11 protein-coding genes are annotated in these 15,646 nt (G+C 71.2%); 4 read left to right on the forward strand and 7 right to left on the reverse strand.

What is annotated here, in order from left to right; genetic code table 11:
- Positions 1-7: 7 nt before the first annotated feature.
- From JNK30_RS04770 to JNK30_RS04785, 4 genes are all read right to left on the reverse strand, one after another.
- Complete coding sequence (locus tag JNK30_RS04770; protein WP_293480686.1) at positions 8-1,420, reverse strand: class I adenylate-forming enzyme family protein; 1,413 nt, start codon at positions 1,418-1,420, stop codon at positions 8-10.
- A gap of 49 nt (positions 1,421-1,469) precedes the next feature.
- Entirely contained in the window at positions 1,470-1,862 is a 393-nt protein-coding gene (locus JNK30_RS04775; protein WP_293480688.1) for a response regulator, read from the reverse strand.
- A 63-nt stretch (positions 1,863-1,925) separates the two neighbouring features.
- Positions 1,926-4,274, reverse strand: a complete 2,349-nt coding sequence (locus JNK30_RS04780; protein WP_293480690.1) for a CHASE2 domain-containing protein — start codon at positions 4,272-4,274, stop codon at positions 1,926-1,928.
- The gene (locus JNK30_RS04785) at positions 4,271-5,923 is read right to left on the reverse strand and encodes a FecR family protein (protein WP_293480692.1); all 1,653 of its coding nucleotides are present in this window, start codon (positions 5,921-5,923) and stop codon (positions 4,271-4,273) included. Before JNK30_RS04785 ends, JNK30_RS04780 begins: the two co-directional genes overlap by 4 nt.
- Before the next feature lie 217 nt (positions 5,924-6,140).
- Between JNK30_RS04785 and JNK30_RS04790 the strand changes: the two genes are divergently transcribed.
- A complete protein-coding gene (locus JNK30_RS04790) occupies positions 6,141-7,670 on the forward strand; it encodes a ShlB/FhaC/HecB family hemolysin secretion/activation protein (protein ID WP_293480694.1) in 1,530 nt (509 codons plus the stop codon).
- 67 nt (positions 7,671-7,737) lie between these two features.
- Here the strand turns inward: JNK30_RS04790 and JNK30_RS04795 are convergent, their stop codons facing one another.
- The gene (locus JNK30_RS04795) at positions 7,738-9,096 is read right to left on the reverse strand and encodes an MFS transporter (protein ID WP_293480696.1); all 1,359 of its coding nucleotides are present in this window, start codon (positions 9,094-9,096) and stop codon (positions 7,738-7,740) included.
- A 105-nt stretch (positions 9,097-9,201) separates the two neighbouring features.
- Between JNK30_RS04795 and JNK30_RS04800 the strand changes: the two genes are divergently transcribed.
- From JNK30_RS04800 to JNK30_RS04810, 3 genes are all read left to right on the forward strand, one after another.
- Positions 9,202-9,843 (forward strand): glutathione S-transferase family protein, encoded by a 642-nt coding sequence (locus JNK30_RS04800; protein WP_293480698.1) that lies wholly within the window; start codon positions 9,202-9,204, stop codon positions 9,841-9,843.
- Positions 9,840-10,382, forward strand: a complete 543-nt coding sequence (locus JNK30_RS04805; protein ID WP_293480700.1) for a DUF1697 domain-containing protein — start codon at positions 9,840-9,842, stop codon at positions 10,380-10,382. Before JNK30_RS04800 ends, JNK30_RS04805 begins: the two co-directional genes overlap by 4 nt.
- A gap of 92 nt (positions 10,383-10,474) precedes the next feature.
- Positions 10,475-13,201, forward strand: a complete 2,727-nt coding sequence (locus JNK30_RS04810; protein ID WP_293480702.1) for an adenylate/guanylate cyclase domain-containing protein — start codon at positions 10,475-10,477, stop codon at positions 13,199-13,201.
- 22 nt (positions 13,202-13,223) lie between these two features.
- Here the strand turns inward: JNK30_RS04810 and JNK30_RS04815 are convergent, their stop codons facing one another.
- Positions 13,224-13,595: a hypothetical protein gene (locus tag JNK30_RS04815; RefSeq protein WP_293480704.1), complete on the reverse strand. Its 372-nt coding sequence runs from the start codon at positions 13,593-13,595 to the stop codon at positions 13,224-13,226.
- A 101-nt stretch (positions 13,596-13,696) separates the two neighbouring features.
- Positions 13,697-15,457 carry an amidohydrolase family protein gene (locus tag JNK30_RS04820; protein ID WP_293480706.1) on the reverse strand — a complete coding sequence of 587 codons (1,761 nt, stop codon included), beginning with the start codon at positions 15,455-15,457 and terminating at the stop codon, positions 13,697-13,699.
- Between the last annotated feature and the right edge of the window lie 189 nt (positions 15,458-15,646).

The raw sequence follows: 15,646 nt of genomic DNA on the forward strand, positions 1-15,646 counted from the left end.
CGGGACCCTACGGCGCGCCGGCCAGGGCCGAAAGGACCGCTTCGCGCAGGCGCGTGCGGTCCGTCTTGCCCATGTCGTTGCGGGGGATCTCGTCGATCCAGGCGAAGCGGGGCGGCGGCATGTCCGGATAGGCCGCCAGATGCGGCGCCAGGCGCTCGCGGTCGAAGCCCGGCGCGGCCACCACGGCGAGCCAGGCCTGGTCCAGGCCCCTGGCGTCGGGCACGGCGAAGCAGGCGGCGTCGAGAACCCCCTCGCAGGCCAGCGCCGCGTTCTCCAGCACCGCGGGCATGAACTTGCGGCCGCCGAGGTTGAGGCGCTCGTCCGCGCGGCCTTCGAGGATCAGGCGCCCGTCGTCGGTGAAACGCCCCAGGTCGCCCGTGTCGAACCAGCCGTCCTGGAAGCGCTCGGCGGTGGCGGCGGGGTCGTCGACGTAACCGTCCGCCACGCGCTCGCCGGACACCATCACGGCCCCGGCCCGGGCGTCCGCGCCGTCGTCGCCGACGAGCCGCACGCGCGTGCCGGGGGGGATGAACCCCACGAGCCCGGGGTGGGCGGGAAGGTCGGCGGCGTGGGCGTGGGCGATGAGGCCGGTCTCGGTGGAGCCGTAGATGATGTGGATGTCCGGCGTGAGGCGCAGGCGCGCCTCCTGCGCCAGGGCCGTGGGCAGGAGCGAGCCGGCGACGATCAGCCGATGGTCGGCCCGCGGCCGGAAGCCGGGCGGCAGCGCGTCCAGCAGGTGGCGAAGCTGGATGGGCGTGAGCCCGACGAGCGTGGGGGGCAGTTCCTCGAGCCAGCCGGGCAAGGCGTCGGTGGGGAAACCCAGCGCGGCCTGGCCGCCGGTGGCCCAGGCGGCGATGACGTTGGCGAGGCCCATGGCGGAATCCACGCCGGTCCAGGGCACGAAGGCGCGGAAGCCGCCGGCCGCGTAGGTGGTCAGCATCGAGCGCAGCACCCGGTCGATGCGACGCCACGAGAAGGCGATGCGGCGCGGCGCGCCGGTGGTGCCGGAAGACAGCAGGATGCGCCCCACGCCGTCCAGCGGCAGGTCGAGCGGCGGCGGTGGACGCGGTTCGGCGGCGAGGATGTCCTCCACCTGCGCCTTATCGAGACGCAGCCGGACAGGTCCGGGATGGTCGTCGGGACCGTCGACGAGGCGGACCATGGCCCGGGGATCGCCGGGCGGCGATGTGGGCACGCCGAGCCGCGCGAACGCCAGCAGCGCCAGCAGCCTGAGGTAGGCGCTGTCGAAGCGCAGCGAGACGACCATCTCGCGTCGACCCAGCCCCAGGTCCACCATCGCCGCCGCGAAGCGGTTCACGTCGGCGTCGAGGTCGGCGTAGCTGACCGCCCCGCTGGGCAGGGACACGGCGATCGCGCGTGGGGTCAGGCGCGCCTTGTACGCGACATGGACGTCGAACATCGCCTGAAACTAGCGGCGCCGGACGGCGGCTTCCAGAGAACGCCGCCGATCAGGCGAGCATGGCGCTCGCGCTGCCGTCCCGCGTCAGGGCGCGGCCGATGGCGTCGAACAGCGCCTGCATCTGCACCGGCTTGTGAAGCAGGTCGTCGGCGCCCGCCGCGAGGGCCTGGGCGCGGATGTCGTGGCCGTTGTCGGCGGTGACCACCACGATCGGAACGTCCGCCTTCTCGTCGCCCCGGGCCCGGATCGCGCGGATGGCGGCGAGGCCGTCCATCCCGGGCATCCGGAGGTCCATGAGCACGAGGTCGAACTGGTCGGTCTCGATGAGGTCCAGGCCCATGAGAGCGTTCTCGGCTTCGACCATGGGCACTTCGGCCGCCAGGAGCATGCCCTTGACGACCTCACGGTTCATCGCGTTGTCGTCGACGAAGAGCACCCGCACGTTGCAGCCTCCCGCCCTTGAGGTGGGCGCATGCCACACTAGTTCCGGAGCGGTTACAAAAGTCTAAGCGTCGTTGACGGCGACGGCCGGCGTCTCGGCCGGCGCCGAAGCCGCGCCGCAGAGGCCCTTGAGCGCGGCGGCCAGGTCGGCGGCGCCGACGGGCTTCTGCACGACGATATCGGCTCCGGCGGCTTCGAGCGATCCGGCGTCGTCGGGCGAGCCGGCCCACAGCACGGCGACGCGGGCGCCGGCCGACGCGTCGACGAGGCTGGGCAGGGCGTCGGCGGCCGGGGAGTCCGTCGCAGCCAGGGCCTTGCCTTCCACGAGCACGATGTCGAAGCGGCGCACGGCCAGGGCGGCCCGGGCCTCGTCCAGCGTCGCGGCCATCTCGAGCGCCGCGACCTCGGAGCCCAGCGCGGCGCGCATCAGGCCCTGGGCGAGCGGATTGCCCTCGACGAGCAGGAGGGCCGCCGCCGCGAGGCTCTCGCCCACGGGCGCGGCGGTCTCGGCGTGGACGCGGCGGAGCGGCAGCCGGACGGTGAACCGCGAGCCTGCGCCCAGTTCGCTCTCCACGGTCAGGTCGCCGCCCATGGCGCGGGAAAGCCGCCGGCAGATGGCGAGGCCCAGGCCCGTGCCGCCGTACTTGCGCGTCGTGCTGTCGTCGACCTGGGAGAAGGCCTCGAAGATCTCCTCGAGCTTGTCGCGCGGAATGCCGATGCCGGTGTCCGACACCTCGAGCGCGAGGATCTCGCCGTCGGACCCGGCTTCCACGCGGGCGGTGAGCGCCACGTGGCCGGCGTCCGTGAACTTGATGGCGTTGGCCAGCAGGTTGAACAGGATCTGGCGCAGGCGGCCCGTGTCCTCGGTGACGAGGTCGGGGACGCCATCCCGACGGGCGACGAGCATCAGGCCCTTGCTCTCCGCCCGGTCCGTCCAGAGGCGGGCGGTCTCGTCGAAGAGCCGGTGCAGGTCCATCTGCACGGGCGAGATGGTGAGGGCGCCGCTCTCCATCTTGGCCACGTCCAGCAGGTCGTCGACCAGCGCCAGCATGGTTTCGCCGCTGGTGTGGACCAGGCGCACCTTCTCGCGGACCGGCTCGGGCAGCCCGCGGTCGGCCAGGATGACCTGCGTCATGCCCATGATGCCGTTGAGCGGCGTGCGGATCTCGTGGCTGGTCATGGCCAGGAAGTCGGTGCGGGCCTTGAGGGCCTGGTCGAGCGCCTGGTTGACGACCTTGAGCTCGTCGTGGGCGGCCCGGATGCTGTCGCGGCTCTCCCGCATGTGATCGGCGAGCTGGACCAGATGGGCCTCGCGCTGTTCCACCACGGCGCGGGCGCGCCGCTGGAGCTCCTCGCGCACCACCCAGATCAGGCAACAGGCCTGCGCGACGAGGACCGGGGCGGTCTCGACGCTGATGGGCGCCCAGGCCTGCAGCGCCATCGGACCCCCGATCGCGGCGGCGGACACCAGCGCCTGACGGCGGAGCGTGCGCGCGTAGTCACGCCGTCCCCGTGGCCGCAGCACATAGGCGGCGAGCCCGGCGAGGGCCACCACCAGGGGCAGGGACAGTTCGCGCAGCGCCCGTCCCGCATGCAGGCTCTCGTAGGCCAGAGCGTGGATGTAGACGCCCTGCAGGACGCCCCGCATGGGGGTGGCGAACTCGTCGCCGAGCTCGAGGGCCGTGGCGCCGATCAGCACGTTCCGCCCGCGCACCAGGGCCGGATCGAAGCGGCCGGAATAGACCGCCTCGAAGGACAGATGATCGATCTCGCCAACGCGGATGCCGTAGTCGATCAGGAACGCGCCGCCGCCCGGGGGGCGCCCGGCGAGGGTGGACGCCATGGCGGCCCGTTCCTCGCCGCCCGCGCCGAAGGCGTTGCGATACCGGCGCACGCGCCCGTCGCTGTCCACCGGGACATTGACGCTGGCCAGCACGGCCTGCTCGGCCAGATCCCGGATGGGTTCCGCCTGGGCCTCGCGCCGCGCGTCGCCGCGGCCCGTCGTCTGGACGAAGGTGGGCAGGACCACCTGACCCGGCCGTCGCGCGATCGCCGCCGCGAAAGCGGCGTCCGCCTCGGGCGTCGAGCGGGCGCTGAAGTCGACGTCGAGACCCACCACCTGAGCGCCGGCGCCCGTGAGGTTGTCGATGGCGCGGGCGAAGCGCTCGCGGCTCCAGGGCCAGGCGCCGGCGGCCCGCAGGCTGTCGACGTCGATCTCCACCACCGTGAGCGTGTCGCTGGCCGGACGCTGAAGAAGTCGAAACCGCAGCTGGGCGAGGCCGTCGTCCAGGGGCCGCAGCGCGCCCAGGCCGTACAGCAGGCCGACGGCGATGGTGATGAGCAGAACGCCCGCCGCGGTCCGGAGACGTGCGGCGAGCGTAGGCCGCTCAGGCTGGGCGGACGTCGCCGTCAAGACTTGCCGTTCCCGCCGTTGCCGTTGCCGTTGCCATTGCCGTTGCCGCCGGCGTTGCCGTTGCCCCCGGCGTTGCCGTCGCCAGCGCCTGCGTTGCCGTTGCCGGCGTTGCCGTTGCCGTTGCCAGCGCCAGCGTTGCCGTTGCCGCCGCTGTCGCCGCCTCCCGCATTGCCGGCGCCGGCGCCGGCGTTGCCACCCGCATTGCCGCTGTCACCGCCTCCGGCGTTGCCGTTGCCGTTGCCGTTACCAGCGCCGGCGTTGCCGTTGTCACCGCCGCCAGCATTGCCGCCGCCATTGCCATTGCCGCCGTCGTTGCCGTTTCCGTTGCCGCCGGCGTTGCCAGTGTCACCGCCGGCGCCATTGCCGTTGCCACCGGCGTTGCTGCCGCCTGAGGCGCCGTTGCCGTTGCCACCGGCGTTGCTGCCGCCGGAGTTTCCGTTTCCGTTGCCGCCGGCGTTGCCGTTGTCACCGCCGCCGCCGTTGCTATTGCCGCCGGCGTTGCTGCCGCCGGAATTGCCGTTTCCGTTGCCTCCGGCGTTGCCGTTGTCACCGCCGCCGCCGTTGCCGTTGCCACCGGCGTTGCTGCCGCCGGAATTGCCGTTTCCGTTGCCGCCGGCGTTGCCGTTGTCCCCGCCGCCGCCATTGCCATTGCCACCGGCGTTGCTGCCGCCGGAGTTTCCGTTTCCGTTGCCGCCGGCGTTGCCAGTGTCACTGCCGCCGCCGTTCGCAGGCCCGCCGTTGCCCGGACCCGGGTTCGCGCCGCCGCCGGCTGACCCGTTCTCGGCCCCGGCGCTTCCGCCGCCGGTACCCGCGCTCGGACCGTCGACCTGCGCCGCTCCGCCGCCCGGCGCTCCGCCGCTGTCGGCGACCTGGAAAGACCTCGCGTCGCTGCTCGCAGCGGATTCCGTACGGACGGAGGCCGAGGCCGCGGATTCCCTGGACGCGCCGGCCTGGGCGGGCGGCGAGGTCGCGCCGGTGAACGCCGGCGTCACGCCCGCGGGGGCGCCCGGGCCCTCCACGAGGCCGCCCGAAACGACGCTGTAATCCAGCGCGGCCACCTGGACCGGCGGCGCATCGTCGAGCGAGGCGCGGGGCGTCTCGACCTTCAGGTCCGCCGGCGTCTCCCGCGCGATGCTGCCGGTGGCGCCTGCGCCCACGTCGCGGGACGCGCCGCCCTGGTTCGCGCGCACCTCGACGAGCCCCTCGGCCACGTGCACCGAGTGGACGCCGATCTCCACGTTGACGGTGAAGGTGGTGCCCTTCACCACGGCGGCCAGCAGCGGCGTTTCCACGCGGAAGTGCTGCGAGGGCTTCTTGTCCACCTGGAACAGGATGGAACCCAGGTCCTGCATGACCCGCGTCATGCCCGCGTTGGACTCGGGCGCGACGGTCATGCGGCTGTTCGGGGCCAGCGTGATCCGCTGGGCGCCGTTGAAGAGCGCCGCGCGTCCGCCTGCAGCGGTGGTGACGATGCTGCCCACCGGCAGCACCTGGTTGGCGGCGGCCTGGATGGGCGCCTTGCCGGGCGCCGCCACGCGAACGACGCCAGTCACCTCCACGAGCTTCCAGTCCGCGGCCTGCGCCGCATTGAAGCCGAACGTCACGAACGCCGTAAACGAAGCCGCGAGAGCAGTGCGTGTGAAGGTCATGGCATGTTCCCCCTGGCCGAAGGGCCCGGTGTAGATTGCCGCTGACTAAACGATTGAACTGAATCGACCGCTAATATCGTTGGTTTCTATTCTTCGTTAAGGCGCGGTTTATTCATACCTGCCTAGTGTAATTACGCTGCATTCATTCTCAGAAGTCATCCCCCCCAAAGTGCGACATCGTCTTTCCCCCCCTCTACGGACGGTCGCTCTGGCGCTCTTGGCGGTCTCGCTGGGCGCTGCAGGGCCTGAGCCCGCCACGACGGGGCCGGGCGCCGCCCCCGCCGGCGGCCGCTTCGTGCTCACGGGCCTCACCGTCGATGGCGTCACCGCCTACCCGCTGAAGGACCTCGCGCCGCTCTACGATGATTACCTGGCCCGCGAGGTCACCACCGAGGACCTGGTGAAGATCGCCCAGGCGATCACCGACAAGTATCGCGCCGACGGCTACTTCCTCACCCGCGCCGTGGTGCCGCCGCAGGGCCCCGGCGGCCACGCGCGGCTTCGTGTCTACGAAGGCTACATCGGCGACGTGGAGGTGAGCGGCGACGCCGCGCCGGCTCTCGAGGCGCTGCTGTCCGGCCTGACCGAGCGGCGGCCGCTGCGCCTGACCGACCTCGAGCGGCGCCTCACGCTGGCGTCGGACCTGCCGGGCGTGCAGCCGCGTTCCCGGATCGAGCCCGTCATCGACGATCCGGCGCGCCACAGGCTGGTGGTCGCGGCGGGCCTGCGGAAGTGGAGCGGCAGCGTCTATCTCGACAATCGCGGCACGGATTCCGTCGGACCCGTGCAGGCCACCGGCCGGCTCGCCCGCAACAGCCTGGCGCGCCCGGGCGACCAGCTGGCGCTGTCGGTGCTCACCGTGCCGGACGACCCCGGCGAGTTCGTGCAGGGCGAGCTGTCCTACGGCGTGGCCCTGCCGGCCGGCTCCCGCCTGCGCGGGGCGTTCTCGGCCTCGCGGTCGCGGCAGGGCTCGACGCCGCTGAACAACAACGTCGGCACCGAGAGCCAGGCGGCGAGCCTGCGGCTCGCCCATCCCCTGGTGCGCGGCCGACGCGAATCGCTCTGGGCCGCCGTCACCCTCGACGGCCGGCACGTGGAGCAGGCCTACCGCAACGGCGGCCGCTACTCGGACGACCTGCGGGTGGTCCGCGCCTCGCTGCAGGGCGATCGCGGCACGGGCGCGAGCTCGACCAGCGTCTTCGCGCAGACGTCCCACGGACTGGAGATCCTCGGCGCCACCGTCAGGCCAAGCCGCGACAACTCCAGGTTCGACGCCGATGGGTCGTTCTGGAAGCTGAACGTGGGCGCGAGCCATTACCGCGACATCGGCCGGCGCGCGGGCCTCTACCTCGCCGCCGACGGGCAGTGGAGCCCCGACCGGCTGCTGCTCTCGGAGGAGTTCGCGCCGGGCGGCCTGCCTTACGGACGGGCCTACAACTACGCCGAGATCTCGGGCGACAGCGGCCTCGCGGGGCTGGCGGAGCTGCGCTACGGCTTCGCCCCGGAGAAATCCGCGGTCAGCTTCTTCCAGACCTACGCCTTCGTGGACGGGGCCAAGGTGTGGAATCACCGGACGCCCTTCGGCGGCCGGTCCGCGGCGTTCTCCTCCGCAGGCGCGGGCATGCGCGTGACGCTGCGCGGGCGCTTCACCGTGCGGGTCGAGGCGGCGCGGCCGCTGACGCGCACGCCCTTCGAAGAGGGCGACAAGGACTGGCGAGGCTTCGCCTCGCTCTACGCCTGGTTCTGAGGCCCGGTCGCGCCCTCTCGCTTCGCGAGCTCCCCCAGAGGGGGAGCATCATCCGCGAGGTTCTCCCCTAGCTGACGGTGTCCTCGCGGATCGTGCGGCGGGCCATCCAGAAGCAGACGAAGGCGATGACGCCGATGGTGGCCGAGGCGATCAGCGCCCAGCGGACGCCCTCGGCCGGGCCCATGCCCAGGCCCTTGTTGAAGTAGTCGGAGAGGAGGCCCACGCCCAGCGGGCCCAGGCCCAGGCCGATCAGGTTGATCGTGAAGAGCAGGATGGCGGCCGCGGTGGCGCGCATGTGCGGCGGCACGACGGACTGGCCGGTGCCGTAGACCGGGCCGTACCAGAGGGTGCCGAGGAAGCCGTTGATGGCGAGGGTGAGCAGGCCGATCACCGCGGAGTCCACGGTCACCGCGAAGATGTAGACCGGGATGGTGATCAGGCTGGCGATGGCGGGCGCGACCATGTAGGCGCGCAGGTCGTTTTTGCCGAACTTGTCGGCGATCATGCCGCCCACATAGCTGCCGATGGCGCCGGAAATCCCGCTGATGAGGCCGAGCGCGAGGCCGAGGAAGCCCACGGACTTGAGCCCGAAGCCGTCGGCCAGGGCGGCCACCTCGGCGGTGTGGTTGCGCAGGAAGAACGACGCGGTGAAGGGCGCGTGGCCGTAGCCGATGAAGGCCTTGATCGCGGCGGCGAAGGCGATGAACCAGAAGGTCGGCCGCTTGCCCAGGTAGGCCATGGTCTGGCCGAAGGTGGCCGACGCCGCCGAGACCTGGGCGGCGTGCTGCGCCATGAGCCGGCGCGGCTCCTTCAGCGTGAAGAAGGCGAGGGCGGCGAAGATCAGGCCCGGGGCGCCGGCGATCAGGAAGGCGGCGCGCCAGCCGTAGGCGTCGGCGACGAGGCCGCCCATGACGAGGCCGATGAGGCCGCCGATCGGCGTCCCCATGGAGTAGAAGGCGAGGGCCGAGGCGCGCTTCTCCTTGGCCACGTAGTCGACGATGAGCGAGTGGGCGGGCGGCGTGCAGCCGGCTTCGCCGACGCCCACGCCGATCCGGTAGAAGATGAGCTGCGCGAAGTTGGTGGCCGTGGCGCAGAGCGCGGTGAACCCGCTCCAGACCGCGACGGCGCTGCCGATGATGTAGGCACGGTTCTTTCGCTCGGCGAGCCGCGCGATGGGGATGCCCAGCACGGTGTAGAAGACCGCGAACGCCAGGCCGCTCATCAGGCCGAGCTGCCAGTCGGCGAGGTGCAGTTCGTTCTTGATGGGCTCGGCCAGGATGTTGATCACCTGCCGATCGAGGAAGTTGACGATGTAGATGCCGAGCAGCAGCCACATGACGTAGCGCGTGTAGCCCGCGGAGAACGTCGCGGGCGCGGCAGGGGTGGTGGTGGGGGCCGGCGCGTCGGTGTTGACGGCTTCGGTCATCTGAAGGCGCTTTCCTCGGACTCTTATGCGTTGCGGCGAGTTAGATGGCGCCCGGCCGCGGGCCGCAACAGTTAGAGTGTTTCAGAACAGCAGTATGGAGCGCGCATGGAGCTGGTGATCGGAACGAAGCGGTGGTCGACGTGGTCGATGCGGCCGTGGTTGGCGCTCAGGCGGGCCGGGCTGCCGTTCCGCGAGACCCTGGTGGAGCTGCGGCAGGAGAATAACGTCTCGGCCGACCGCATCCGGGCGCACTCGCCATCTGGCCTCGTGCCGGTCCTCAAGGACGGCGACCTCGTGATCTGGGATTCCCTGGCGATCTGCGAGTATGCGGCCGAGAAGGCCCCCGACCTGTGGCCGCGGGACCCGGCGGCGCGCGCGCTGGCGCGGGCGGCGGCGGCCGAGATGCACTCGGGGTTCGCCTCGCTGCGCGGCGAGTGCCCCATGGCTCTGGACGAGCCCGTGCGCGAGGTCGCCCTCTCGCCCGCGACCGGCGACAACCTGCGCCGGCTGGTCGCGATGTGGGGCGACATGCTCGGACGGTTCGGCGGGCCCTTCCTGGCGGGGGACTGGTCGATCGCGGACGCCTTCTACACGCCCGTGGCGACGCGGGTGCGCACCTACGGGATCCGGTTGTCGGACTACGGCGACGACGGGCGCTGCGGCCAGTACGTGGCGCGGCTGCTGCAGACCCCGGAGTTCCTGGAGTGGGAGCGCGACGCGCTGGCCGACGCGCAGCGCGCGCGATGAAACGCTATGCGGCGCTGCTGCGCGCGGTGAACGTGGGCGGCCGCAAGGTCGCCATGGCCGAGCTGCGGCGCGTGGCGGAAGCAGCGGGCTTCGAGAGGCCCCAGACGCTGCTCGCCTCCGGCAACCTCATCTTCGGGACGGACCTCCCCAAGGCCGCCGCGGAGAAGCGCCTGGAGGCCGAGATCGAGGGGGCCTTCAAGCTGTTCTCCGACGTCCTGGTGCGCGACCTCGCCGACCTGGAGGCGGTGGCGGCCGCGAATCCGTTCCCGGCCGAGGCGAAGACGGAGCCCAACCGCCTGATGGCCATGTTCCTCTCGGGCGAGCCGCAGGCCGGCCTGGAGACGCTGGAGTCGGCCTGCGTGGCCGGCGAATCGGTGCGGCCAGGGCCCGGCTGCCTCTACATCTTCTTCCCGGCGGGGGCGGGGACCTCGAAGCTCGCCAACGCCGTCATCGAGCGGCGGCTGAAGGTGCGCGGCACGATGCGCAACTGGAACACGGTGGGCAACCTGCTGGCGGCGCTCGAAGGGACGCCGTCTTGACGCTGCGTCGGCTGGCGGCGCGCGGAATGGCGCCGTAAGCTCGGTATGTCGGGGGAAAGAGGGGCGGAGATGGGCTGGATCGCAGCCATCGCATGGGTGACGACGCGGTGAACGCGTCGCCGCCGCTCAAGTCCATTCGGCCCGCGATCTCGGCCAAGCCGGCGGTCGACACCGGCCGCGCGCTGTTCTGGCGGCTGATCTGGATCTATTCGGTCGCCACCCTGATCGCGGTGTCGGTGACGCTGCTCCTGGGCCTGCTCGGCCTGGAGTTCACCCTCCGCCAGTGGCTGATCTTCTGGATGGCGGTGCCGTTCGGAGTCGTCTTCTTCACGTCGCTGGACTTCTGGGTGATCGGCCGCCAGGTGCGGCCTCTGTCGCCGGTCCTGAGCGCGCTGGACCGCGGCGAGAAGCCGTCGGAGCAGCAGATCGCGGGCGCGCTGGTGCGGGCGCTCAACATGCCGCAGCTCTCGGCGGTGCGGGTGATCACGCTGCACGGACCGGCCGCGACGCTGTCGCTGATCGGGGTGATCTTCACCCTCAACACCTTCTTCGACGCCGGCATCGACATCTGGCAGCTGATCGCGCTCGCCACCATGATCTTCGTCTTCGCCTCGCCGGCGCATGCGATCTTCGAGTTCTTCGCCGTTTCCAAGGCGATCGAGCCGATCGCCATCCGGCTGTCCCGGCTCCTCGACGGCCCGATCCCGCCCGAGCAGGCGAAGGACCTCATCTCGGTGCCGCTGCGCAACAAGGTGCTGTTCCTGGCGATCTTCGTGTCGTCGCTGCCCCTCGTGTTCAGCGCGGTGTCGTTCCAGTTCAAGTTCGACCGGGTCCTGCAGGCCCACGGCTTCGTCGTGCCGGCGGACGAGGTGCTGGCCAGCTACATCTGGGCGTTCGGCGTCGTGCTGGTCTCCATCACCGGCGCCATCTCGATGGCGATCCTGACGGCGCGTGAGGTGTCGAACTCGGCGGCGCGGCTCGTGGAGGCGATGCGCCAGGTGGAGAGCGGCCGGCTGGACGAGGCCGAGCTCGAGGTGCTGACCACGGACGAGTACGCCGACATCAACCGCGGCTTCGGCCTGATGCTGGACAGCCTGCGGGAAGAGCAGCGGCTGCTGGAGGTGACCCAGGACCTGGCCGGCGAGCTCCTGCTGGAGGCGCTGATCGGCCGGATCATGACGGCGACGACCGAACTGCTGAACGCCGAGCGGGCCTCGCTGTTCGTCTACGACGAGAAGAGCGACGAGCTGTTCAGCCTGTACGCGGACGGGCTCGAGAAGGTGCAGATCCGGGTGCCCACCAGCGCCGGGATCGCGGGCGCGGTGTTCACGACCGGCAAGACCGAGAACATCACCGACCCGTACGCCGACCCCCGGTTCAACCAGGACGTGGACCGGCGGACGGGCTTCCGCACGCGCTCGATCCTGTGCGTCCCGATCACCAACAAGGCCGGCGCCCGCATCGGCGTGGCCCAGGCGCTGAACAAGAAGGGCGGGACGTTCACCAGCAAGGACGAGTCGCGGATGAAGGCGTTCGCGGCGCAGATCGCGGTGAGCCTGGAGAACGCCAAGCTCTTCGACGACGTCCTGTCGATCAAGAACTACAACGAAAGCATCCTGCAGAGCACGTCGAACGGGATCGTGACGGTCGATTCGGAGGCCAAGGTGGTCACCGCCAACGAGGCGGCCCTGGCCCTCCTGGGCCTGGCGCGGGAGGCCGTGCTGGAGCGGCCGTCCTGGGAACTGTTCACCGGCGACAACCACTGGATCTCGGAGAACCTGGCCAAGACCCTGGCGACAGGCGAGACGCACCTGGCGGTGGACGCCGAGCTGACGCGGGGCGCCGGCGGCGGCAAGGCCTCGGTGAACCTGACCACCCTGCCGCTGCTGGATTCCAGCCAGGACCAGATCGGCTCGATGATCGTGCTGGAGGACATCACCGAGGAGAAGCGCGTCCGCTCGACCATGAGCCGCTACATGTCGAAGGAGGTGGCCGACCAGCTGCTGTCGGCCGGCGAGCTGGAATTGGGCGGCACCGAGCAGAAGGTGACGGTGATGTTCTCGGACATCCGCCGCTTCACCTCGATCGCCGAGGCGCTCGGCCCGCGGGACACGGTGAGCCTGCTGAACGAGTACTTCACCGAGATGGTCGACGTGATCTTCCAGCACGGCGGCATCCTCGACAAATACATGGGCGACGGGATCATGGCCCTGTTCGGCGCCCCGATCGTCGGGCCCAACGACGCCGACAACGCCGTGGCCGCCGCCGACGACATGATGGCGCGGCTGGCCGAGCTGAACCGGCGGCGGGCGGCGGCGGGGCAGGAGGCCCTGGCCATCGGGATCGGCTTCTCCAGCGGCCCCACGGTGGTGGGCAACATCGGCTCTTCGCGGCGCCTGGACTACACGGTGATCGGCGACACGGTGAACCTGGCCTCGCGCCTGGAAGGGACGACCAAGCAGTACGGCGCCGGGATCCTGCTGTCCGAGTTCACCGTCCGCGACCTGCAGAAGCCGGCGACGCTGCGCGAGCTGGACCTGATCCGGGTGAAGGGCAAGGACCGGCCCGTAGCGGTCTACGAGTCCCTGGGCTACCGGTCAGGCGAGCCCAAGCTGGGCGAGCTTCTCGAGTTGCATGCGGTGGGCCTGAAGGCCTACCGGACGCGGGACTGGCGTGCGGCCGAGGCGGCGTTCAAGGCGGCGCTCAAGGTCTATCCGGACGATGGCCCGGCGCGGGTCTATCTGGACCGCTGCCGCCTGCTGGCGACGGCGCCGCCGCCGAAGGACTGGGACGGGGTCTGGAACCTGACCGAGAAGTAGGCGAGGGCAGGGGTCCGCGCGGCTACCGGAACGCCACGCGGAGCTTGGCGCCGAGGAAGCGGCCGGTGTCGTCGTAGCCGCGGGCGCCGGCGATGCCGTACTTCTCGGCGCCGGGCTTCAGGCCGCAGAGGAAACCCAGGGACCCCATCACGTCGTCGTCGGCCGAGAGCTTCGCGTCGACGGCTGTCTGCGCCACGCCGGGGATGCGGACGGGCCGCTCGCCGGCATAGCGCGGCGCGAAGGCCGGTTGGGACTGGAGCTGGCCGGGGGGCGCGGCGCGGGTCGCGGCGATCAGGGCGCCGGCCTGCGGGGACAGGGTCTCGGCGTCGGCGTCCGTCGCGGCGGCGACGGCCATGGCTGCGGCTGCGGCCAGGATGATGACGATCAGCTTCATGCGGGCGGGCTCCTCGAGGGCCTCGGAGGCGACCCTCGCCTATAGGTACGCAGGACGCAACGTCAGGATGCGGCCTGGGAGCCTGCGAAAACGCAGAGCCGCTATTCCGCCGCCATGGGCAGGATCACCGCCTCGCGCCCGCCGCGGACGAGGCCGCCGGGCAGCGCGCCGGTGTGCTCGCCGTCCTGGAAGGTCACCTGGCCCGACTTGATCGTATAGCGGTAGCCTTCGGCCTTCTGGACCAGGCGGCGGCCGCCCGCCGGCAGGTCGTGGACGGCGACCGGCCGGTCGAGGTTGAGCGCCTCGAAGTCGATAATGTTCAGGTCCGCCAGCAGGCCGGGCTTGAGCTGCCCGCGGTCGTTGAGGCCGTAGGCGCGCGCCGTGTCGCTGGTGAGTTTCCGCACGAGGAACTCCAGCGGGAAGCGGTCGCCCTTCACCCGGTCGCGGGCCCAGTAGCTGAGGATGAAGGTGGGCATGCCGGCGTCGGCGATGACGCCGCAGTGTGCGCCGCCGTCGGAGAGCCCGAACAGCACGTTCGGGTGCTGCATGTTCTTGCGGAAGAAGTCGAAGTTGTAGGTCACGTAGCCGCCGAGCGGCTGGTAGAAGAGCTCGCGCCCGCCGTCGCGGAGCAGCAGGTCGTACATCATGTGGAGCGGGGGCACGCCGGCGGCCTGGGCCAGGCCCGCCACCGACTGCTCGCGGTCGGGTTCGTAGTTGGGCCGCTCGCCCAGCGGGAAGATCCGCCACAGGAGGCTGCCGCCGAAGGCCACCGCGAGGTCGCCGGCCTGGCCGTCGCCGATGGCGGCGCGGATCAGCGGGCTGTCCTCGGAGAGCAGCGCGGCGCGGATCTCGGGCGTCCGCATCAGCGCCAGGCGCTCTTCGAGCGAGGCGTCGGCCAGCTTCGCCTTCCAGGTCGGCGAAGCCATGAACACGTGGAAGCTGGAGGTCAGGCCGTGCAGGATGCCCGTGGGGCGGCCGGCGATCTGCGGCCGAATGTCCATGCCGTGCTTCCGGCTCTCCTCGGCGATGTTGTACATCTTGTCGCCTTCGTAGGCGCCGGCCGAGGTGGCCACGAGGGTGACGGGCAGCTTGGTCTCGGCCGCGAAGCCCTTGACCCACATCCACTCATCGTCGTCACCCAGGTGGTCCGAGACCATCTCGAAGACGCCGTGGCGCAGGCCCTTCATGGACATGCCGAGCGCCAGCATCTCGTCCGAGCCGGCGAAGGTGCCGGGCATGTGCACGCCCTTGAGGTCCTTGTGCAGCAGGGTCCGGCTGGTGGAGAAGCCCAGCGCGCCGGCCTCGACCCCCTCGCGCACGATGGCCGCCATCTGGGCGATCTCGTCGGCGTTCGGCTGGTAGTCGGTGTTGCAGCGCTCGCCCAGGACGTAGGCCCGGACGGACGCGTGGGGCACGTGCGTGCCCACGTCGATCGCGCGCGGCTTGGCCTCAAGCGCGTCGAGGTATTCGGGGAAGCTCTCCCACTTCCAGTCGATCCCCTCGGCCAGGGCCGAGCCGGGGATGTCCTCGACGCCTTCCATCAGCTCGATCAGGAAGTTCTCCTGGCCGGGCCGGACGGGCGCGAAGCCCACGCCGCAGTTGCCCATGATGGCGGTGGTCACGCCGTGCCAGGACGACGGCGCCATCACCGGGTCCCAGGTGGCCTGGCCGTCGTAGTGGGTGTGGATGTCGACCCAGCCGGGGGTGACGGTCAGGCCCGTGGCGTCGATCTCGCGCTTCGCGGCGCCCTCGACCTTGCCGACCTCGACGATGCGGTCGCCCTGGATGGCGATGTCCCCCTGGAAGGCCGGCGCGCCGGTCCCGTCCACGATGGTCCCGTTACGGATGATCAGATCCCGCATGGCCGTCCTCCCGCATCACATGTTCTGCGAAGGACGATACCCCGGCGCCGCTGGGGAAGTGAAACGGGTTTTAGGTCGCGAGGCGGCGTGTTGCGGCAGGGGCCCTGCCGGCCACCCCCTCCCCGCCGGCGCGCTGCGCCGTCGGACCTCCCCCAAGGGGGGAGGATCTTTCGAGACGATGCTCCCCCT

Source organism: Phenylobacterium sp., from assembly GCF_016793225.1.
GTDB lineage: Bacteria > Pseudomonadota > Alphaproteobacteria > Caulobacterales > Caulobacteraceae > Phenylobacterium.